We start from the raw sequence: 20,587 nt of genomic DNA, 5'->3' as shown, positions 1-20,587 counted from the left end.
CGATTGGAGAACCCCATGTCCTCGCCGTTGGGTCCGCTGCGCGCGGCCCTGTTCGTCCCAAGCCCGGCCAGCGTCCGCCGAGTGATGAGCGGATTCGAGCAGCCCGACCAGCAGACCGCGCTCGAGCTCGAGCAGGTGACCATGCATTTGGTCAGCGGCATCGACTCCGCGGTGCGCAGCTCGAACAATGACGAGCTGATCGCCGCTCTGCTCGCGGTGCCGCCGAAGTACCGCGGGTTCGCCTACGAGGGCGCCGCGGTCGGCCTTACCGCGATCGACTCGCTGTCCCCCGGCCGCCGCGCCGCGGAACTGATCAGCGGCCCGGCCAGTCAGTACGCCCTGACCATGTACGTCGGGGTCGGCCTGGCGATGTCGAAGATCCCGAAGTTCCGGTGGAACAAGGTCTTTCCGGAGCACCCGCTGTTCCGCTGGCTCGCCATCGACGGCTACGGCTTCTTCAAGGCGTTCTTCCAGATGCAGCGTTACGTGCGCGACAAGCACGTCGAGAACCGCTTCCCCGGCTGGCTCGGTGACCGAGACAATCTGAAGCGCATCATGACTCAGGGCACCGGCCGTGCGCTGTGGTTCATCGGCGGCGGCAGCCCGGCCGGTGTGGTGCGGATGATCAGCGAGTTCGACCCCAAGCGGCACGCCGATCTGTGGAGCGGCGTCGGCATCGCGGTCACCTTCGCAGGGGGTGTCACACTCGACGCTATGGAAGAACTCTGGGACCAGGCCGGTGAATTCCGTCCGCAGCTCTCCTTGGGTTCGGCGATGGTGGCGCGGATCCGGCAGCAGACCGACAGCGTCAACGAGCACAGCGAGGCGGCCGCGCAAGTGTTCTGCGGTACCACCGTCGCGAAAACCGATGCGCTGATCGAGAGTGCGCTCGAGGGCCTGCCCGACGACGGCACGTCCGGCACCTATCTGCTGTGGCGGGACCGGATCGCCGAGATCGTCACCGCGAGCCGGGCCTGAGGATCGCCGCGATGGCACGAGGCAGCGACTGGGTCGGCAAGCACGTCATCGTCACGGGCGGATCGGAAGGGATCGGCGCCGCGGTGGCGGGTGCCTTGGCGCGGCGTGGCGCGCGAGTCTCCGTCATCGCGCGCCGGAAACAGCCGCTGCGCGACACCGCGAAGGATCTCGGCGCGGACTGGGCCACCGCCGACGTGACGCGTCCGGACCAACTCGCCTCCGCCATCTCGGAATTGGAGCGGCGGAACGGGCCGTGTGAGGTCATCGCCTGCTGCGCTGGACTCACGCTGCCCGGCCGGTTTCTCGAGGTGGACGCCGGCGAGTTCGAGGTGCAGATGTCGGCGAACTATCTCGGCGCCGTGCAGGCGGTGCGTCAGGTACTGCCCGGCATGGTCGAACGGTCGCGGGGGAAGATCCTTCTGGTCAGCTCGACGTCGGCGTTCCTCGGCATTCCGGGCTACAGCGGCTACGGTCCGACCAAGGCGAGCATCCGGCAGTTGGCGCTCTGTCTGCGCTACGAGGTCGAGCCGAAGGGCGTGGACGTCACGGTGGTCTACCCCGCCGACACCGATACGCCCGGGTTGGCCAAGGAGAACCTGCGCAAGCCGGTGGAGACCAAGGCCGTCACCGGATCGATCGAGCCGATGCCGGCCGAGCGGGTCGCCGAGGCCGCCGTGCGCGGCATGGAACGGGGCAGGCATCACATCGCCCTCGACCCGCTGACCCGGTTCTTCCTGACCTGGGCGAATCTGCCCGAGGATCTGGCGCGGCCGTTCCTGCGCCGCACCATCGCGAAGGCGCTCGGCTCGGAGTGAGCGTTCGCCCCGGTCGGCGTCCCTAGCCGAAGCCCGGCCGGGCAGGTCCCAGTGGTGTTGTGCTGTTCCGGGGCCTCGGTCAGCCGTGGAGGCACGGTAGGTAATCACGCTGGCGGCGAAAGGCCCGCCCGCGCATAGGATTTCGATGCGCGGGCGGGCCTTCGTCGTGTTCAGCCGATCAAGACGATCACGCAGGCCCCGATGAAGACAACTTGGACCAGCGTCCGCAGCGGCAGCGGCATGGTCTTGATGCCCAGGTCGGCACGGGCGGCGCGGACGTTCGCCGGGAACATCACCACCAGCAGCGCGATCAGGCATGCCGCCGCCAGGTCGGCGGTCGCGGGGATGAGCAGGCCGACCGCGCCCACCGCTTCGAGCACGCCGGTCAGCGTCACCAGTGCGGGCGGATTCGGCAGTCGCGGCGGCACCATGGCAATCAGTGCGTCGCGACGTGGCTGGAGGAAATGCGCGCTCGCCGTGAGGACGAACATCGCGGCCAGCCCGAGCGCAGTCGCGTGCGCCCACGAATCGAGCCAGGCGGGGCCGAGCAGCCAGCCGATGAGCCGGGTGGTTGCGGTGACGACGGCGAGGACAACCAGCGGTGCCATCGGGACTCCTGTGGATCGGAACCAAATCTTGACAGTGACAAGATACGACTGCGCGCACAAACTTGTCAATGTCTAGATAATCGGCCACCATCAAGGTATGGCGAAGGACAGCTACCACCACGGCGATCTGCGCGCGGCATTGCTGACCGCGGCCGCGGAACGCATCGCCGCCGACGGCGTCGACGCCCTCTCCCTGCGCAACTTGGCGCGGCACGCGGGCGTCTCGCATGCCGCGCCCGCACATCATTTCGGCGATCGAGCGGGCCTGCTCACCGCGCTGGCCATCGAGGGCTTCGAGCTGCTGGCCGAACGACTCGAACAGGCCGGCGGGGATTTCCGCGAGGTCGCGGTGGCCTACATTCGCTTCGCGCGCGAGCACCCCGGGCATTTCGACGTGATGTACCGGCACAGCCTGCTACACGCCGATGAGCCGAAACTGCGAGCGGCACGGGAACGTTCGGGCACAGCGCTGCGCTCGGGCGTCTCGGCGATCCAGCCGGAGCACAGCCGAACGCACCAGCAGGCGACGCAGCTCGCCGCATGGTCCTTGGTGCACGGCTTCGCGTCGCTGTGGCGCGAAGGGGCACTGCACAATTCGGAGCTGGTCACCGATCCCGATCCCGAAGTCCTCGCGCGTACGATGCTGTCCACCGTCCGGCTCGACTGACCGGAAACCGTGTCGCGCCGAGCCACCACCGTGTTAGCTGGACATCCGGAAGGAGCAGGCGGCCCCATCCCGGCTGCCGTCGACACATGGACATCCACGCCTACCCGACCGAGGCGCCCACGCCCGTGGACCTCCCCGAGGCCCACCGGATCACCGACCGCTACCTCACCGGCGACGACCACACCGCACGCGGAATCACCTACCGGATCACGGAATTCGACATCTGCTTCGTCGCCATCGCCGTGTTCGACGGGCCGCCACACGCCGACCCGAACGCACCGGTGGTAGTCGGCGGCTCGGTCTGCGTCATCGACAAACCCACCGGCGCGGTCTCCTATTGGCCCACCTACCCGGCCACAATGATCGCCGACCAGTACACCGCCGCGCTCCAGGACGGCCGTCTGATCATCGAAGACGGTTGGCCAGAGGAGGACGAACAGTCCGGTGGCGCCGAATCACCTTCCGGCTGAAGCGAGTTCGCCAAACCCGTCGACAGCAGAGCTGCGCCACCAGTTCGATCGGCTGCCGCCGAGGGGTACTCCACGATTCCGCCCTGCGGTACGAGAACCGTTGGTAGCCGTTTCCTCATGCCGGCCGGAACGCTGTCCCCCAGTGTGTCCAGGACCACCAGACCTGTAGCGTGACCGGACCGCGGAGACCAGTTCGGCAGGTCATTCATACAGCGTCGGCACGTCGATCAGTGTGACCTCGTCCGACTCCGCCGCCCTTCGGGCATTGCCGTTGAAACCGGCGCCGCTGAAGCACAATAGTCGAGTCCGGCTGGTGTCGTACCGGCCGTTTCGCGCCACGACATCCCGGATATGCCTGAGACGATCAAGATGACCTTGCCCCATCGTGTCGTTCCACTTCGCCTCACCGATCGCCAGGAGCGGCGGCTTGCCGCCGTCCGATATCCCGATGACGGCGACATCGATCTCGTGATTTGTTCGAGTCCTGGCGTCGTGTACCACCCCATGGCCGACTTTGGCCGGGATTTCGGCGAACAGTTCAGGATCGGCGTGGTGCAGCGCCCAGTCTCGGCATATCTGCTCGAAATGTGGCCCCAGCACGTTGCTGGCGAACCTGCGGCCGCTGGCACGCCACACGCGGTTCGCACTTCCAGGACGTTCGAGCTGATCCCAGACCGGACGCATGATCGCGTGGTAGAACCGAATCAGTGGCTCGGAGATGCGATATATGGATCTATTGTCGCGGAAGATGTCGGCGTCACGGTAGAGAAGTCCGACATCTTCGAGAACATTGAGGGGGTGGGCGATATCGGCCGCCTTACGCTCCAAGTAGCTTGCGATGCCGCCGCGCGTCGTATTGCCGTCCGCGACAGCACCCAGCACGGAGAGATACAATGCGGTGTCCCGTAATTCGGGTTCCTCGGCCAACAGATATCGCGGCTCGCGAAACAGTGGCGTCTCCGGATTCATGACGGTTCGAACAACCCAATCGTCGAAATCCTCGGGGCCGGTAGGGGCATCGCCACGCGCGAACTCCCGCCGATACGCAGGGGTACCTCCGACGATCGAATTGACCTGCAGCGCCAGACGGGCATCCGTGATTCCCCAGAACTCGGCCGCCGAACGATAGTCGAGCGGACGAACCAGCAACTCGAGCCCGGCGCGACCACGCAAAGGTGCGCTACCGGACAGGATTCGCCCCATGAACGACAGGGCGGAACCGCACAGCAGCAACCGGGTCCGTGAGTTCGTTCGCTGTTCACGCAGAGGCCGCAGGGCTTCCTGAATCACCGACGGAAGCTCAGGATTCGCCTTCGCAAGATAGGGGAACTCGTCGATGACCACAGGTACCGGCCGTTCAGCTCCCAGGCTGAGCAGCGTGTCGATCACCTCCGCCCAACCATGGAAATGGAACGGGCTCGCAGGCCGGACATGAGCAGTCAAGGCAGTGCTGATGCGCCGCAGCGATTCGGCTTCGGTCGCCTCGGTCGCACCGAAGTAGAACCCTCCCGCCGCCTGGCAGATCGCTTCCAGCAAGAAGGTCTTGCCCTGGCGGCGCCTCCCCGAGACCACTCCGAGCGTCGCGCCCGGCTGCTCGTCGGAGACGAAGCGGGTCAGCGCCGACCACTCGTGGTCACGATCGAACATGTCCGTCGGTTTCCGCACGACCCTCCTCACAGTTTGTAGGGTTACAGTTTATATAACTGTACCCCTACAAACTAGCGAATGGTCGTAGGACGCACTACCGAACGCAACAGCGCATTCAGGCTTCAGCCAACTTGACCAGCAAAGGTAGCCGAGGTGGCAACCGCGTTCCCCGCTCGATGCCCTTCAACCAGGAGGCAGACATGCCGACCAGCCCCGCGAGGACCGGTCGGCTGAGCCCCTTGCGCTCGCGCAGGATTTGAATACGCTCACCAGTCCGCTTCCCGGCGAGATCATCATCGGTCACCTCGGGCTTGTGCTCGGTCACTCGTAATCGCCAGCGTAGGTCCGAACAGGCGATCAGGACGCCGGTCACCATGCTTGATCGGCTATATCTGTCGATTCCGGCGAGATCGCGCGACTTCGGCCGCGTCCCCGCCGTCGAGACTGGGATTCATCGGTCAGCGGAGCCCGGCGGCCTGTTTTGCGGTTATCTCCAGCTTGGCGCGATATTGCTGCCACCAGGTCGAGTCGCTGGTGGGCATGTTGTCGTTGCCGTCGAGCAGGCCGACGACGCCGTCGATGAGCTCGCGGATGATGTCGGCGTGTCCGGCGTGCCGGTTGGTTTCGGCCGCTACGTGTATCAGGATCCGATGGAGCGTGACGGTCCGCCGGTCCTCGGGCCACCACTGGACCGAGCCTTCGGCGGTGAGGTCGAGGCTGTCGATCGTGGCGTCGGCATGCGCCCAGGCCCGACGGTAGAACCCGATGATGTCCTCGCGCGACTGTTCGGGGGTAGCCCACATGTCGGCCGTGGGATCGGCCTCGAAGTCGTGTTCGGTGAGGGGTTCGTCGTATGGGCGGGCGAAGGTGTCACCGAAATAGCCGAACTCGACGGTGCCGAGATGTTTGACCAAGCCGAGCAGGTTTGTGCCGGTTGGGGTCATCGGGCGACGCACGTCGTACTCGGATAGGCCGTCGAGCTTCCACAGCACGGCTTCGCGGGCATAGCGCAGGTAACGGTGCAGATCCGCTTTGGGGTCGAAGACAGTCATGTCGGAAACTCTGCCAAGGCACGCCTCCGATCCCCGACTGATTTTCCCTCTCAGCCAACACCATTCACTCGACAGACGCGGTCTGCTCGGTCAGCTCTGTTCAACGGAGACGATTTGATCACACCCACGTCGGCATTGTGGTGCGTTCGGCGTCGAGGTCGGTCACGGCTGAACCGGAGTCGCTGTGTAGCTCTGGCCGGGCGTCGCTTTCGGCGAGGACGGGTACAAGGACAGCCGGGATATGGGCCGAACTTGCTGCGGCGTGTTGTAGTGCCTGGCCGGTGAGCTGGATGTCGGTGAGGATGTGCAGGGGCGAAGAAGGATGCGCGTGGAGGTCGGCGCAAGCGCTGCCGTCAGCAGAGCTGTCCTGTCGGTCGCCATGTCATGGTCACGGTTTGCGGTCGCCGCATCGACGCTGTCAGGATTCGGCGGTGACGACAGAGTACAAAGCGACATACAACACCCTGGCTGTTCGTTTGATCTCGCTTGGCATGATCTCGACTGATACCGCGCGCCGTCTGCTCGCCGACCCCGACGGGCTGGACGACGAGCTGGACGGCGAATACTTGTCCGAGGCACTAACGGATTTCGGGGTGGCGATCGCGGTGCACGGCGACAAAGTCGACGATCTGGAGGGCAGCTACGATTACCTGTTGCGCGATGCGGCAGCTTGCACCGGTGGCGCCGTCGTCGTCGACGATGTCGAGCTGAGCAGCGATCCCGACGGTGGGGAGATCCTTCGGTTCGTATGCAACGGCTCGGTTGTGGAGTGGTCACTGCAACACGATTTCGACGGCTATCTCGACTACATGGGTATCCTGAACCACATTCATTATCTCGATCCGCCCGGTGCGGATGATCACAGGAGGTTCCGGTCGGTCGAGGTCGATGAGGCGGGGGCCAACTATTACGTACTCGCCACCGACGAGCAGGCGCTGGCGCTGGTGAACGAGTTCGGTCTGCGCCTCGACTGAGGCCTGAACGCGACTTTCTCGTCGGCATCGGCATCCCTCCCGACTCCTGCCCCACCACCAGACCCCCCGATGACGAGCCGCCCTTTCGACCAGAGCCCGCTATAGCGGTTTCCGGGACTGGCGATCATGGTCGGCTGGTGCACAGTCTGGTCGGTCGCTGCGGCGCATCGCGGTGTACTGCACCCAGGTTCGGGCGGACAGAGTGGCCCAGCGGCTGGCGGTGGTGGGTGAGATTCCGAGGAGTTCGGCGAGGACGGGTGTGGGCATGCCCGCAGCGAGGTGGAACATCGCGGCGTGGCGAGCGTGGTGGGGGCGTATGCCGTGGGCGACGAGTTCGCTTCGGATGTTCTCGGTGACCAGATGCTTTCCGGGCAGGCGACCGGGGAAGAGCCAGGTACCGGTGTTGGCGTAGGAGGCGGGCCCGCCCTGGTCGAGGTGTTCGCGTAGCAGTTGGTCGAGCGGTTCGGGCATTTCGATGGCGACGGTGTCGAAGGTGACGGTGACCGTGTCGGGTAGGAGCGCGATTTGGTCGGGGCGCATTCGGCAGATCCGCGCCAGCGGCTGGGCGAACAGCAGCATGAACAGTCCGGCGATGCGGGTATATCTGCGGATCGTGCTGTCGTGCAGCAGGGTCTCGACGTGCTGCCATCGTCGGTCATCGGAGAGCAGAACTTTCGGTGCGTCACGGCCCGGAGCGGAGATCTGCAAATCGTGGGTGAGTCTGGTGTGGTTGGTCCACTTCAGGAACCGAATCAGGACGGGCCCGCGGCCGGGGGGTAGTGAGCCAGGTAGCGGTCGAGGTCGGACTGGGTGGCTTGGCCGATCGCGATGTCATGTTCGTCGAGCCATTCCAGCAGCCGGATGGCTGTCAGGATGTCGGCCCGAGCTCGTTGGACGGCGCCGCGGGTGACCTTGTCCTGCGCTTCGAGCATCCGGAGGCGCCGCAGCAGTTGCCATTGTGCGAACGGGCGGATGACCTCGGCGTGATGCTTGGGGCAGTTGGGCGATGAGGTCGTTGAGCCAGTGCGTGGTCCGGGCGATCAGTGGTTGGTAGGGCTCGATCACGCCGGTGGCGGCGAGCAGATCTCGGATGTAGCTGACGCGGCGGTTGCAGGGTAGATCGTCGAACACGGCGTGTGAGATCGGCAGTTCTCAGGCGTCTGCTTGGAGGGGAAGAGGTCGCCCTACGCCACGTGACCGAGCCGAAGGCCGTCGGTCCCGGCTTGCCCTTGGCGAACGAGAGCATCGGCGACGCGGTCAGGCCCGGGCAGAAGCCACGAACCTGTCGTACCCCACCGTTAGCCTCGGAGCCATCAGGGTTGCTCGCTTAGCGAACTCAGTTGGGGGATTGCATGTTCGACACTTCATCAGCCGACGGGATCGGTCAGCGGCGAACGGAGCAGCCACCGACGGCGCCAGAGATAGACGAGCTGATTCGCGACTGGCACGAAACCAGCCCGGGCGGCGTGCCAGACACCAAATTGTGCCTCGCCGTCACCTTGACGACGCTGCTCGGCGCGGACGATGCCGCCGAGGCGGATCGGTTGATGACACTGGACCTGGGAGATGGAGCCGACTCAGCCGCCCACCGGACTGCGGTCTCGCAGTGGCTGCACGCGCGTTACCCGGGTGACCGGTATCTCAACCCGCCGCCCGACCGGCTCGGCGATTCGCTCGTCGGCCGCGTGCTGCGCGATGAGGACGACGGTGGTGTGCGACTGCTGGCCGACAGCGTGCACGGCGCCTCAACCAGTCAGTTCGAGCGGTGTCTCACGGTCCTCACCCGGCTCTGCACGGACGACCCGCACATAAGATCGGCGAACGCGAAATATGTTGCGGCACATCACCGCCAATTGGTGGAACACGTCTCGAGCTCATCGCACGGCGACCGGAAGGCTTCGAGCCGCAGCGCGCTCCTCGGCACGATCGCCCGCTTCCTCACGCGATCGATGCCCGGAGACCCGCGCATGGACGACAGTATGATCGCCGAGAACAAGCACGAACTCTCGCTTTCCGCTGTCCAATTGGGCGATATCGCCCGGGCCGAAGGAAACACGCGCGCCGCCGGGCGGCTGTACCGCCACGCGTTTCTCTTCGGCCGTGACGATGACGAGCTCGCAAGCCCGGGCGGCGAAGAACTCTTGTCCAACGACGAACTCACACCGAACCCGAGCGGGCCCGCCGAGGCGAAACGCCTGTACAGTCGCTCCATCGCGATCGGCGAACGCATCGCCGCCGCCCAACCGTCCGACTCGGGACACCGTCGCGAGCTTTCGGTGTCCTACGGCAAGCTTGCCGATCTCGAACGGACAGCGGGCGACATCGATGCGGCAGCCCGACTGCATTACTGCGCACTGGCCATCGCCGAGGAGCTCGCCGAGGCCGAGCCTTCCAACCGCTTGTATCGCCGTGACCTCGCCGTCGTCAACGAGAAGGTGGGCGATATCGCCCATGCCGCGGGCGATATCGACCTGGCCATGCACCACTACCGGGCCTCGTTCCTCCTCACCGAGGAACTCGCCGCCGCCGAGGCCGGAAATCCGCTCTACCGGCGGGACCTTTCCGTGTCCTACGCCAAGCTCGGCAATCTCGCGTTGTCCGGCGGTGACCTGAACGAGGCCGCACGGCTCCATCAGCTGGCGCTCGCCGTGACCCAAGAGCTGGTCGATGCCGCCCCGGACAACGTGCAATACCGTCGCGATCTATCGATCGGTTACGACAAGTTGGGCGAGGTGTCGCGCGCCCGTGGTGATCTGGCCGAAGCGATCCGCCTGTATCGACGCTCGGTGCAGGTAGCTGAAACGCTCGTCGCGGCGGAGCCGTCCAACCATTCCTACCGGCGCGACCTCTCGGTGAGTGTGGACCGGCTGGCCGGGGCGATCCGCGCGAACGGCGATCCGCACGACGCCATCCGGCACTATCACCGCGCCCTCGCCCTCACGGAGGAACTCCTCGGCGCCGACCCCACCCATCCGCAGTACCGCCGCGACCTCGTCGTCACCTGCAATGTGCTCGGTGATATCGCCAGGGAATGGCGCGACTTCGCCGAAGCGGCCCGTCTCTATCGACGTGCGCTGGACGGTACCGAGGATCTGATCGCGAGTGCACCCGGCAACCTCCAGTACCGCCGCGACCTTTTGATTGTCCATGAGGCACTGGGTTCACTCGGGATTGATCAGGGCGACCACGATGCGGCCGCGACACACTATCGTCGCGCTCTTGCCCTATCGGAGGAACTCGTCGCTGCCGCTCCCTCGAACCTCGGGTATCGACGCGATCTGCTCCTCGCCTACACCGCCCTCGGCAAAGTCGCAGCGGTGCAGGGAGATTTCGACGAAGCGAGGCGGATGTCCGAACATGCCACCGCGGTCGCCGCGAGCCTGGCCGAGTCCGCGCCGGATAATCTCGCCTACCGCAGAGATCTCGCGGTCTGTTACCACAAACTGGGCGACAACGCCCGCGCCCGAAACGATCTCGCCGAAGCCGAGAGAGCATACCGAAACGCGCTGGTCATCGATCTCGCGCTGGTGGACGCCGAGCCCTCGAACCTCTCCTACCGCCGCGACCTCTCGATCACCTACGACCGGCTCGGCACGCTTGCGCGCTCGGCAGACGACCACCCCACCGCGCGCGACTGGTACCGCCGCTCGGCCGACATCGCCGACGAACTGGCGGCCACCGACCCCGGCAACCTCGGATACCAGCACGACCTGCTCTCTTGCTGCGACAAGCAGGGCGCCCTCGCACGCGACACCGGAGACCTGGCAGGCGCAGCCCGGTATTTCCGCCGCGGCATCGCCATCGCCGATCATCTGGTGCGAGCCGCGCCATCCGACATCGGCTACCAGCGTGATCTGGCTCTGATGTACGAGCGTCTCGCCGACCTGGCGAGCGGAATCCGATGAATCCATCGCGGTGATGATCACCGAAATGTCGCTCACGGACGCCATCCGCGCTCGCTTGCCCCGCAGATACAGAAGCTTGTCACTGCGCGGCCGCGGTGGCGAATACGTCAGTGTCCTATAGCTCTGTGATGGCAAAATGCTCATGCAACCGGCCCCGCCAAGTGCGCCCTTAGATCACAGAAGTTTCGCATTCACTGGCTGGGTGGACCGAACAAGGCTGGGAGGTTGCGAATCTAATTGTCGCAGTGGATGACACGGGTACATAACAAGTCGCTATAGACGTAACGGAAGCCACAGCCGGAACGGTGTGCACGGTGTGAAGCTCACCAGAGGAGGGAACGCTGCGGTTACCGCACCGAGCGTTACCGTGCTGCTCGAATGGGGGTCCCGGCACGAGATCGATCCGCAGGCTCTACTACTGGCCGACACCGGGAAGATCCGGACCAACGACGACTTCGTGTTCTACAACGCGGCGAAGCATCCATCCGGTGCCGTCTCCCTGGAGGAGTCCGCGGCGGGTTCGGCGACACTCACTGTTTCCCTCGCTACCGTTGAAAGCTCGGTTTCCCGCATCGTCATCTCGGGATCGGTCGACCAAGGAACGTTCCGAGACATCCGCGACCTCACATTGACCGTACGTGACGAGACCAGCACGCTCATCGTGTTCGACGTCGACCAACCCGATGCCGTCACAGCGATGATTCTCGGTGAGTTCTATCGCCGAAACGGGGCATGGAAGTTCCGCACAGTCGGCCAAGGGTGGGTGAGCGGACTACGCGGGCTCGCCGAGGAGTTCGGTGTCGAGGTCGACGATTCGCCCGCCGCCGACAATGCGCCTACCGCGCCGAGAGAGCCATCCGCTCCCACAACTGGCTATACCGCCGCGTGGGAACCGTCGACACGGATGGAACCGGCGTGGTATCCAGACTCAGCCGATTCCGGTCGTGTCCGCTGGTGGAACGGCACCTCGTGGACCGGCGACACCAGACAGCTGTTTCCCTCCGATCCGTCGATCTGCGAACGCTGCGGCCGAGCGAAACGGACTCCGCGGTTCGGCACCCCGCCGCCATGCCGCTGGTGCGAGTCCGACGTCAATGGCTTCATGGAGACGTGGAGGTCGCAGGCATGGCAGGTGCTGACCACTTCGGGTCCGCGCGGCACCGCGTGGGACGAGCTGTGGGTCGCCCTCCGATTCCAACGTATTCATGAAAACAGCGGGAGGGAAGCATTGCGGCCGCTCGCCATGGCCTATCTGGAGCGAGTCGTCGCCTTCGCTTTCGCGGACGACGAGATCGAGCAGCATGAGCTGCGCAGCTTCGAGCAGGCCGTGACCGAGCTTCAAGCGGCCATCGATCTGGGCGCAGCGCAACTACGCGTCAACGAGCTTCGACAGCGCATGGTCCGCGGTCGGTCGCTCACCCAGGTACGGGCGGGAGACCTGCCCCGCTTACAACGATCCGGGCTGCACCTGGAAGCCGACGAGACGCTTTACATCGACGTCGCCGCGGCACAGGTCAAGTACCTGGCCAGCGGTCCTCGCCACACCAGCGGCAGGCTGATAGGCAGCAGCAAGAAACTCCGGTTCGTCGGTGCAGGGGCGGGCACCGAACTGCCATGGTCCAGAATCGTGTCCATCGCCAGCGAGTACGGGAATGTCATCGTCTCAGCCACCACCGCGCGCGGCGGTGGAACGTACAGCGTCGCGGACCCCCAGTATGTTGCCGCCGTGCTCGAAGGGGCACTTCGGATCGCAAAGCGATTGGTACTCGCTCCGGGGCAACGCGACGCCCGCTCGATACCGCCGGACGTGAAATCCGAAGTCTGGCAGCGAGATGGCGGCAAGTGCTGCCAATGCGGGGACAACCACTACCTCGAATTCGACCACATAATCCCATTGAGCCGCGGCGGCGCTACGAGCGTCGCGAATCTCCAAATCCTGTGCCGTAGGCAAATTCCCGAAAAGGGAGCCCGCCTCTGACCGAATCATGCCCGCGGTAAGCGCTCATTTCCTCGCATGTACAGGAACATCTGAGGCGTTCACGGAGCGGGCGATGGGAGCCCGGATGCCGGTTGGGCAGGCAGGTTCGGGGCGGGCTCGCCCGCGTCGGGGACCTCGGTGCCGCGCAGGGAGGTTCCGGCGGTTTCGCGGAGGAAGGTCCAGGCGACCAGGCCGATGAGGGATGCGCCGATCATGTAGACGGCGGGGAACAGGGACCAGCCGGTTGCCTCGATCACCGCTTCGTTGATCAGCGGGGCGGTGCCGCCGAAGGCCGCGGTGGAGACGTTGTAGGCCAGCGCGAAGCCCGCGTAGCGGACGTGGGTCGGGAAGATGGCCGGGAAAGTGGAGCTGATGGTGGACAGCTGTGGCACGTAGAACAGCCCGAGCACGATGAAGCCGGCGATGGCCCACCCGGTGCCCTGCCCCATCAGCCAGTACATCGGCACCGCGAGCACCGCGAGACCCACCAGCGAGAACAGCCACATCGGGCGTCGCCCGACACTGTCGGACAGCCGGCCGAAGAACGGCAGCACCAGCATCATCACCAGCTGCCCGACCAGCATCATCGCGGTGGTCGCCGACTCGCCCATGCCGATCGTGTTCTGCAAGTAGGTGGGCTGGTAGGTGAGCAGCGTGTAGTTCACCACGTTGAGCGCGACGACCAACCCGGCCAGCGTGAGGGTTTCGCGCCGGTAGGTGGTCAACACTTCACGCAACCCGCCCGGCGGACGCTTGTGCTCGGCGACCTCGCTGAATACCGGGCTCTCGGTCAGCTTGGCCCGCAGATACCAGCCGGTCAGGCCCAGCGGGATGGCGATCAGGAACGGGATGCGCCAGCCCCAGTCGTGCATGGCGTCCGAGCCGAGCACGAGCTGGCAGGCCAGCACGGTCGCGGAGCCGCCGACGAAACCGGCGAGCGTGCCGAACTCCAGGAAGCTGCCGAGGAATCCGCGCCTGCGGTCGGTGGCGCACTCGGCCAGATACGTTGCGGCGCCGCCATATTCACCACCGGTCGAGAATCCTTGCACCACACGCAGGGTGATCAGCAGGATCGGAGCCAGCACACCGGCGGTGGCATGGGTGGGCAGCAGGCCGATAGCTCCGGTTGCCGCGGCCATGAGCAAAATGGTGGTGGCCAGCACGGCTTTTCGACCGATCCGGTCACCGAGCGGTCCCCACACCATGCCGCCGAGCGGCCGGAGCACGAACGAGATGGCGAAGCCGAGCATGGTGCCGAGCGTCCCCAATTCCCCGGGGAAGAAGACGTCGGTGAGGTACGTCGCGGTGGCGGCGTAGACGCCGTAGTCGAACCATTCGGTGGCGTTGCCCATGGCGGACGCCGCCACGGAACGCCGCAGCGGGAAACTCTCGGATGTGGTCACGTGCACGTCCTCTCCAGCCCGTACACGGACCTAGGTTCGTTCCACCTCCGGTTCCTGGCTTCCGGAGGTTCGGCACGAAACAGGGCGATACCCAGGTTTCTCACCCAGCAAACAGCAACCCCTGGGAGGCCCCTCCGGAACAGCCGCCCTGAACTGCTGATTCAGCAATTTTGTGACGCCAGTCACAAATGAGTCACCAGACGTCGTGGGTGGACGGAAAACTACAGCGGCGTCACATACGCACCCGCGATGCCGCCATCGACCAGGAACTGCGAGGCGGTGATGAACGAGGCATCGTCACTGGCGAGAAACGCGACGGCCGCCGCGATCTCCTCCGGTTCGGCGAACCGCCCGAGCGGCACGTGGACCAGACGGCGGGCGGCGCGCTCCGGGTCCTTGGCGAACAATTCGCGCAGCAGCGGCGTGTTCACCGGACCGGGGCACAGGGCGTTGACCCGAATACCATTGCGCGCGAACTGGACTCCGAGTTCCCGGCTCATCGCCAACACCCCGCCTTTGGAGGCGGTGTAAGAGATCTGCGAGGTCGCCGCGCCCATCACCGCGACGAACGACGCGGTGTTGATCACCGAGCCCTTGCCGCGCTCCAGCATGTGCCCGATCGCGTACTTGCTGCACAGGTATACCGAGGTCAGGTTGACCTCTTGCACGCGGCGCCAGGCGTCGATGCCGGTGGTCAGGATCGAGTCGTCCTCCGGGGGCGAGATGCCCGCGTTGTTGAACGCGATGTCCAATCCGCCGTAGGTGTCCACCGCGGTCTGGAACAGCGCCTCGACCTGCGCTTCGTCCGTGACGTCCACTTGGACGTACCGCCCTGCGACCTCCTCGGCCGCCGCTTTGCCGGTCTCGGCGTCGATGTCGGCGACGACCACCTTCGCGCCCTCGGCCGCGAATCGGCGGACCGTGGCCAGACCGATACCGCTCCCGCCGCCGGTGACGACGGCGACTCGATCCTGTAAGCGCTGCAACGTATCTCCTGTCGGATGTGCTGGGGTCACTGGGTGGCGAGGAAGACGTTCTTGGTCTCGGTGAACGCCAGCGCGGCGTCCGGCCCGAGCTCACGCCCCAGCCCGGACTGCTTGAAGCCGCCGAACGGCGTCCAATACCGCACGGACGAATGCGAATTCACCGACAGGTTGCCCGCCTCCACGCCGCGCGCCACCCGCAAAGCACGGCCAACGTCATTGGTCCAGATCGACCCGGACAGGCCGTAGTCCGTGTCGTTGGCGATCCGCAGCGCGTCGGCCTCGTCCTCGAACGGAAGCACCGCGACCACCGGGCCGAACACCTCCTCGGTGAGCACCCGGTCGGTGGGCGCGCCGGGCAGCACGACCGTCGGCGGATACCAGAATCCGGGGCCGCCTGGCGCGTTCCCGGTGAACGCGACCTTGGTCGACGGCTGCACGAACTCGGCGACACGCTCGCGGTGCGCGGCCGAGATCAACGGGCCCATCTCGGTGGACTCGTCGGACGGATCGCCGACCCGCACGCCACGCACCGCCGGTTCCAGCAACTCGAGGAAACGGTCGAACACACTGCGTTGCACCAGGATTCGAGAGCGGGCGCAGCAGTCCTGCCCGGCGTTGTCGAAGACGCCGTACGGCGCCGTCGCCGCCGCCCGCTCCAGGTCGGCGTCGGCGAATACGATGTTCGCGCTCTTGCCGCCGAGTTCCAGCGTCACCCGTTTCACCTGCCGCGCGCAGCCCGCCATGATCTGCCTGCCCACCTCGGTGGAGCCGGTGAACACCACCTTGCGGACCGCGGGATGGGTGACGAAGCGCTGACCCACCACCGAGCCCTTGCCGGGCAGCACCTGGAACACGCCCTCGGGCAGCCCCGCCTCCAGCGCGAGTTCCCCGAGCCGCAGCGCGGTCAGCGGCGTGAGCTCGGCGGGCTTCAGCACCACCGTGTTGCCCGCCGCGAGCGCGGGCGCGAACCCCCACGCCGCGATCGGCATCGGGAAGTTCCACGGCACGATCACCCCGACCACGCCGAGCGGTTCGTGAAAAGTGATGTCGACCCCGCCCGCGACCGGGATCTGATGGCCCAGCAATCGTTCCGGCATCCCGGCGGCGTAGTGCAGCACGTCCCGGACGTTGCCCGCCTCCCAGCGCGCGTTGCCGATGGTGTGCCCGGCGTTCTCGACCTCGAGCCGCGCGAGGTGCTCGAGGTCCGCGTCGACCGCTTCGGCGAACCGGCGCAGCAGCCGGGCCCGGTCGCCCGGCGCCACCTCGCGCCACGCGACCGAAGCGCGCTGGGCCGCGGCGATGGCCAGGTCGGTCTCCGCTTCGCCGAGCAGCTCGATGGACGTGACGACCTGTTCCGTCGCCGGGTTGACCACTTGCGCTGTCGTCACGAGTTCCGCTCCCTTCGGTAGGTGTCCGCCGACTCGACCAGGGCCCGGGTCAACCGGCGATCGGTGGCGTCGGCCTCCGGATGCCATTGCACACCCACCAGGAACGACCCGTCGGACGCCTCTACGGCCTCGATCGTGCCGTCGGCGGCGTGGGCGGTGGCGGTCAGACCGTCCGCGAGCCGGTCCACGGCCTGATGGTGGTGGCAGTAGACCTTCACCTCCGGACCGGCGAGTTCCGCGACCCGGCTGCCCGCGGCGGTCAGCACGCGGGTGGCGGTGAACCCGCCCGCGACGCCGGAATGCTCCTCGTGGCCGACGACGTCAGGTAGATGGGGAATCAAGGTGCCGCCGAGTGCCACGTTCGCCAGCTGGAGCCCGCGGCACACCGCGAGGATCGGCATGCCCGCGGCTCTGGCCAGCTCGAACAGACCGAACTCCGATTCGTCGCGATCCGGCCTGGTGTAGCCGGGAACCCCGGCCGATGGGCCACCGTAGCGGGCGGGATCGATGTCGGCGCCACCGGTGAGCACCAGCCCGTCGAGCCGCCGCACCAGCTCCGGACGCGCGGCCCCCGCGGGCGGCAACAGCACCGGGATGCCGCCTGCGGCCACCACCATGTCGACGTAGGCGTGCGGCAGCACCGCGCTGGGCATATCCCACGCGTTGAAGCGGGTTTGCTCCACATAGGTGGGCAAGCCGATCACGGGACGGGCTCCCGCGACCTCAGAGTCGTTCGAAACCACGGATACGCTCCCAATCGGTGACCGCGGCGTCGTAGGCGTCCAACTCCACCCGGGCCGCGTTGCGGTAGTGCTCCACTACATCATCACCGAAGGCCGCGCGCGCCACCGTGCTGTCGCCGAACAGCTGGGCCGCCTCGCGCAGCGTGTGGGGCACGCGCGGGCGCTCCGAGTGGTAGGCGTTGCCGTGGAATTCCGGCTCCAGCGGCAGCCGCCGATCGATGCCGTGCAGGCCCGCCGCGATCAGCGCGGCGACGGCCAGGTACGGATTCACGTCACCGCCGGGCACGCGGTTCTCGAACCGCAGCCCGTGGTCCTCGCCCACCACGCGAATCGCGCAGGTCCGGTTGTCCCGGCCCCACGCGATCGCGGTGGGCGCGAAGCTGCCCGCCACGAATCGCTTGTAGGAGTTGATGTTCGGGGCCAGCAGGTAGGTGAACTCGCGCAGGCAGTCCAGCTGTCCCGCGATGAAATGCCGCATCAGCGCGGATGTTCCGTCGGCTCCGTCGCCCGCGAACACCGGCTCCCCCGCCTCGCTACGCAGGCTCAGGTGAATATGGCACGAATTGCCCTCTCGCTCATTGTATTTCGCCATGAACGTGAGGCTGCGCCGCTCTTGGGCGGCGATCTCCTTCGCGCCGGTCTTGTAGATGCTGTGGTTGTCACAGGTGACCAGGGCTTCGTCGTACCGGAACGCGATCTCGTGCTGGCCGGGATTGCATTCGCCCTTGGCCGACTCCACGTACATCCCCGCCCCGTCCATCTCCTTCCGGATGCGCCGCAGCAGCGGCTCGATCCGCCCGGTCCCGAGCATCGAGTAGTCGACGTTGTACTGGTTGGCCGGTGTCAGCCCGCGATATCCGGCGTTCCAGGCCGCCTCGTAGCTGTCGTCGAACACCAGGAATTCGAGTTCGGTCCCGACGAACGCGCGCAGTCCACGCTCGGCCAGCCGGTCCAGCTGCTTGCGCAGCACCTGGCGCGGTGAGGCGGCGACCGGTCGACCCTGCGGCACCACGTGCTCCACGTCGCACAGCACCAGCGCCGTGCCCGGCCACCACGGCGCCATCCGCAGCGTGCGCAGGTCCGGCCGGAGCACGACGTCCCCGTACCCGGTTTCCCAGGACGAGAGGGCGTAGCCGTCGACGGTCGCCATGTCCACGTCCACCGCGAGCAGGTAACCGCACGCCTCGGTCGCGTGCTGGAGCACCTCGTCCAGGAAGTAGCGTGCCGCGCAGCGCTTCCCCTGCAGCCGGCCCTGCATGTCGGTCATCGCGACGAGCACCGTGTCGATCTCCCCCGTGTCGACATGGTCCCGCAACTGCGCCACACTCAGCATCCCGCTACGCATCCAACGACCCCTCTCGGCACCAACCGTGCTCACGCTAGATCAAAACGGACACGTTCGTGACCTGACACACGAATCTCGGACCAGGACGTCGTGTGAGATCTTGCCTGTTCAGCGGCGCGATGCGAGGGAAGGGATCAGGTCAGGACAACGGGTTGCGCAGTGCCGCGGGAATGATGGACAGGCGGCGGGGACGGATACGCGGTGCCGCGAGCACGCGCGGCGCGCGGATGGGCAGTCCGAGCCACATCCGGACCAGCAGGCCGGCGAAGCGCAGGTGACCGGTCAACCACGGTCCGGCGAAGGCGAGCGACCAGACGGTCTCGGTGCCCGCGGGAGGCAGCTCGCGGTCGGCGAAGCGCGCCGCGATCCAGTCGACCATCACCGGCAGTGCCTGGAATTGCAGCAGCAGGTGGGTGCTGAGCCGGTCGCGCAGGTAGCGCACGTGCACGCCCGCGTCGGCGTAGCGCGCCACGTGGCCGTCGACGTCCTCGACCGCGATCACCTCGTCGTGCACGCCCTGCAGCACGAACATGGGCATGGCGGGGGCGCGACGGCCGGGATGGATGTCGTCGAGAATGCGCCGCACTCCGGGCTGGGCGAGGATGGTGGCGAGGTCCTTCCCGCTGTGCTTTTCGACGTCGCGCCGGGCGAATCGGTAGAGCAGCGGGAAGGTCGCGGACTTCTCGGCCTGGGCCATCCAGCCGAGGTACCTCGCGTCCAAGTGTGCGGTCAGCAGGCGGTCCAGTTCCGGATACCCGCGCCGCAGTCCCGCGGTGAAGACGGCGGCGAACCCCGCGAACAGCGTGCCGTTGAGCCGGACGAACGCGGCCGCCGGGTCGCCGACCGGCGATCCGGCGACCGCGCCGACGATGTTCAGCTCGGGCGCGTACTCGGTGGCCATCTCCGCGGCCCAGGCGGTTGCCAATCCCCCGCCCGAATATCCCCACAGCGCAACGGGTGTCGTCGCGTCCAGCCCCAGCGGGGCGAAGGCAAGAGCCGCGCGGACGGCGTCGAGCGCGCGATACCCCGGCTCTCTGGCGACGCCGAAACGGCCCGTGGTTCCCCCGTGATCGGGGATCGATACCGCCCAGCCGCGCGCCAGCGCGCTGACGATCAGCGGCAGCTCGAGCTGCGGAATCGACCCCGGCGCCCGCGCACCGCGCCGCAGCGCATACGACGGAGAGCATTTCGAGGCGACCGCGTCGATCGCGCACTGGAAGGAGACCAGCGGCCGCGGTTCGGCAGGATCCGCGCCCCACGGCAGCAGTACGGTGGTCACCGCGACCTCGGGAACGCCGTCGAGATCACAGGTGCGATAGAGCAGCTGCCACGCCGAAATACGCTGGCGCACAAGACCGAAGAACCCGATGTCCACTGCGCGCGAGCGGATGATGGCGCCGGGACGCAATCGTCCGACCGCGGGAGGCGGTGTGTAGAACGGATCGTCTTCGGGCAGGATCGGCCGATGCGAGAACGCCGCCGGATCCGGCGACACCGCACCCGCATCCCACTCGGTTTCCACACTCATCCGGTTCATCCTTTCCGACGGCACCGCGGTGGTTTCCGGCAGCGCCGGCGATAAATGCCGGCGTGCCCTTACTCCACCCAACCAATGCGGCGGACGGAAA

General features: G+C 66.5%; 19 protein-coding genes. 7 read left to right on the top strand and 12 right to left on the bottom strand.

The window, feature by feature from the left end; genetic code table 11:
- Positions 1-15 precede the first annotated feature (15 nt).
- Complete coding sequence (locus tag ACWPXK_RS10465; protein WP_454195865.1) at positions 16-978, top strand: DUF1702 family protein; 963 nt, start codon at positions 16-18, stop codon at positions 976-978.
- An 11-nt stretch (positions 979-989) separates the two neighbouring features.
- The gene (locus ACWPXK_RS10460) at positions 990-1,793 is read left to right on the top strand and encodes an SDR family oxidoreductase (protein ID WP_454195864.1); all 804 of its coding nucleotides are present in this window, start codon (positions 990-992) and stop codon (positions 1,791-1,793) included.
- Positions 1,794-1,963: 170 nt separating this feature from the next.
- On the opposite strand, the gene ACWPXK_RS10455 is transcribed toward ACWPXK_RS10460, so the two are convergent.
- On the bottom strand, positions 1,964-2,401 hold the full coding sequence (locus tag ACWPXK_RS10455; protein WP_454195863.1) for a DoxX family protein: 438 nt from the start codon (positions 2,399-2,401) through the stop codon (positions 1,964-1,966).
- Between the two features lie 97 nt (positions 2,402-2,498).
- On the opposite strand from ACWPXK_RS10455, the gene ACWPXK_RS10450 reads away from it, so the two are divergent.
- Together ACWPXK_RS10450 and ACWPXK_RS10445 are read left to right on the top strand one after the other, a co-directional pair.
- Positions 2,499-3,068 carry a TetR/AcrR family transcriptional regulator gene (locus tag ACWPXK_RS10450; RefSeq protein WP_454195862.1) on the top strand — a complete coding sequence of 190 codons (570 nt, stop codon included), beginning with the start codon at positions 2,499-2,501 and terminating at the stop codon, positions 3,066-3,068.
- A gap of 86 nt (positions 3,069-3,154) precedes the next feature.
- Positions 3,155-3,538, top strand: a complete 384-nt coding sequence (locus ACWPXK_RS10445; RefSeq protein ID WP_454195861.1) for a hypothetical protein — start codon at positions 3,155-3,157, stop codon at positions 3,536-3,538.
- A gap of 201 nt (positions 3,539-3,739) precedes the next feature.
- Here ACWPXK_RS10445 and ACWPXK_RS10440 read toward each other — a convergent pair whose 3' ends face one another.
- The 3 genes from ACWPXK_RS10440 to ACWPXK_RS10430 form a co-directional block, all read right to left on the bottom strand.
- Positions 3,740-5,203 carry an AAA family ATPase gene (locus ACWPXK_RS10440; protein ID WP_454195860.1) on the bottom strand — a complete coding sequence of 488 codons (1,464 nt, stop codon included), beginning with the start codon at positions 5,201-5,203 and terminating at the stop codon, positions 3,740-3,742.
- Between the two features lie 97 nt (positions 5,204-5,300).
- Complete coding sequence (locus ACWPXK_RS10435; RefSeq protein ID WP_454195859.1) at positions 5,301-5,510, bottom strand: helix-turn-helix domain-containing protein; 210 nt, start codon at positions 5,508-5,510, stop codon at positions 5,301-5,303.
- A gap of 133 nt (positions 5,511-5,643) precedes the next feature.
- Positions 5,644-6,237 (bottom strand): mycothiol transferase, encoded by a 594-nt coding sequence (locus ACWPXK_RS10430; protein WP_454195858.1) that lies wholly within the window; start codon positions 6,235-6,237, stop codon positions 5,644-5,646.
- 281 nt (positions 6,238-6,518) lie between these two features.
- On the opposite strand from ACWPXK_RS10430, the gene ACWPXK_RS10425 reads away from it, so the two are divergent.
- Positions 6,519-7,211: a hypothetical protein gene (locus ACWPXK_RS10425; protein WP_454195857.1), complete on the top strand. Its 693-nt coding sequence runs from the start codon at positions 6,519-6,521 to the stop codon at positions 7,209-7,211.
- Between the two features lie 99 nt (positions 7,212-7,310).
- On the opposite strand, the gene ACWPXK_RS10420 is transcribed toward ACWPXK_RS10425, so the two are convergent.
- Together ACWPXK_RS10420 and ACWPXK_RS10415 are read right to left on the bottom strand one after the other, a co-directional pair.
- Positions 7,311-7,919: a hypothetical protein gene (locus tag ACWPXK_RS10420; protein ID WP_454195856.1), complete on the bottom strand. Its 609-nt coding sequence runs from the start codon at positions 7,917-7,919 to the stop codon at positions 7,311-7,313.
- Between the two features lie 44 nt (positions 7,920-7,963).
- Positions 7,964-8,143, bottom strand: coding sequence for a hypothetical protein (locus ACWPXK_RS10415; protein WP_454195855.1), 180 nt, complete (start codon positions 8,141-8,143; stop codon positions 7,964-7,966).
- A 534-nt stretch (positions 8,144-8,677) separates the two neighbouring features.
- Here ACWPXK_RS10415 and ACWPXK_RS10410 point away from each other — a divergent pair.
- Both ACWPXK_RS10410 and ACWPXK_RS10405 read left to right on the top strand, forming a co-directional pair.
- Positions 8,678-11,116, top strand: a complete 2,439-nt coding sequence (locus tag ACWPXK_RS10410; protein ID WP_454195854.1) for a tetratricopeptide repeat protein — start codon at positions 8,678-8,680, stop codon at positions 11,114-11,116.
- Positions 11,117-11,432: 316 nt separating this feature from the next.
- Positions 11,433-13,094: a TerD family protein gene (locus tag ACWPXK_RS10405; RefSeq protein WP_454195853.1), complete on the top strand. Its 1,662-nt coding sequence runs from the start codon at positions 11,433-11,435 to the stop codon at positions 13,092-13,094.
- A gap of 59 nt (positions 13,095-13,153) precedes the next feature.
- Here the strand turns inward: ACWPXK_RS10405 and ACWPXK_RS10400 are convergent, their stop codons facing one another.
- From ACWPXK_RS10400 to ACWPXK_RS10375, 6 genes are all read right to left on the bottom strand, one after another.
- On the bottom strand, positions 13,154-14,446 hold the full coding sequence (locus ACWPXK_RS10400; RefSeq protein WP_454196409.1) for an MFS transporter: 1,293 nt from the start codon (positions 14,444-14,446) through the stop codon (positions 13,154-13,156).
- Between the two features lie 272 nt (positions 14,447-14,718).
- The gene (locus ACWPXK_RS10395) at positions 14,719-15,513 is read right to left on the bottom strand and encodes a 3-oxoacyl-ACP reductase (RefSeq protein WP_454195852.1); all 795 of its coding nucleotides are present in this window, start codon (positions 15,511-15,513) and stop codon (positions 14,719-14,721) included.
- Positions 15,510-16,871 (bottom strand): aldehyde dehydrogenase family protein, encoded by a 1,362-nt coding sequence (locus ACWPXK_RS10390; protein ID WP_454195851.1) that lies wholly within the window; start codon positions 16,869-16,871, stop codon positions 15,510-15,512. The genes ACWPXK_RS10395 and ACWPXK_RS10390 overlap by 4 nt, the downstream gene beginning before the upstream one ends.
- Complete coding sequence (locus ACWPXK_RS10385; protein ID WP_454195850.1) at positions 16,868-17,614, bottom strand: gamma-glutamyl-gamma-aminobutyrate hydrolase family protein; 747 nt, start codon at positions 17,612-17,614, stop codon at positions 16,868-16,870. The genes ACWPXK_RS10390 and ACWPXK_RS10385 overlap by 4 nt, the downstream gene beginning before the upstream one ends.
- Positions 17,595-18,959 (bottom strand): glutamine synthetase family protein, encoded by a 1,365-nt coding sequence (locus ACWPXK_RS10380; RefSeq protein WP_454195849.1) that lies wholly within the window; start codon positions 18,957-18,959, stop codon positions 17,595-17,597. Before ACWPXK_RS10380 ends, ACWPXK_RS10385 begins: the two co-directional genes overlap by 20 nt.
- Before the next feature lie 139 nt (positions 18,960-19,098).
- A complete protein-coding gene (locus ACWPXK_RS10375; RefSeq protein ID WP_454195848.1) occupies positions 19,099-20,487 on the bottom strand; it encodes a lipase family protein in 1,389 nt (462 codons plus the stop codon).
- Between the last annotated feature and the right edge of the window lie 100 nt (positions 20,488-20,587).

Source organism: Nocardia sp. Marseille-Q1738 (assembly GCF_965283145.1).
This window is presented reverse-complemented; position numbering and strand designations above follow the sequence as displayed.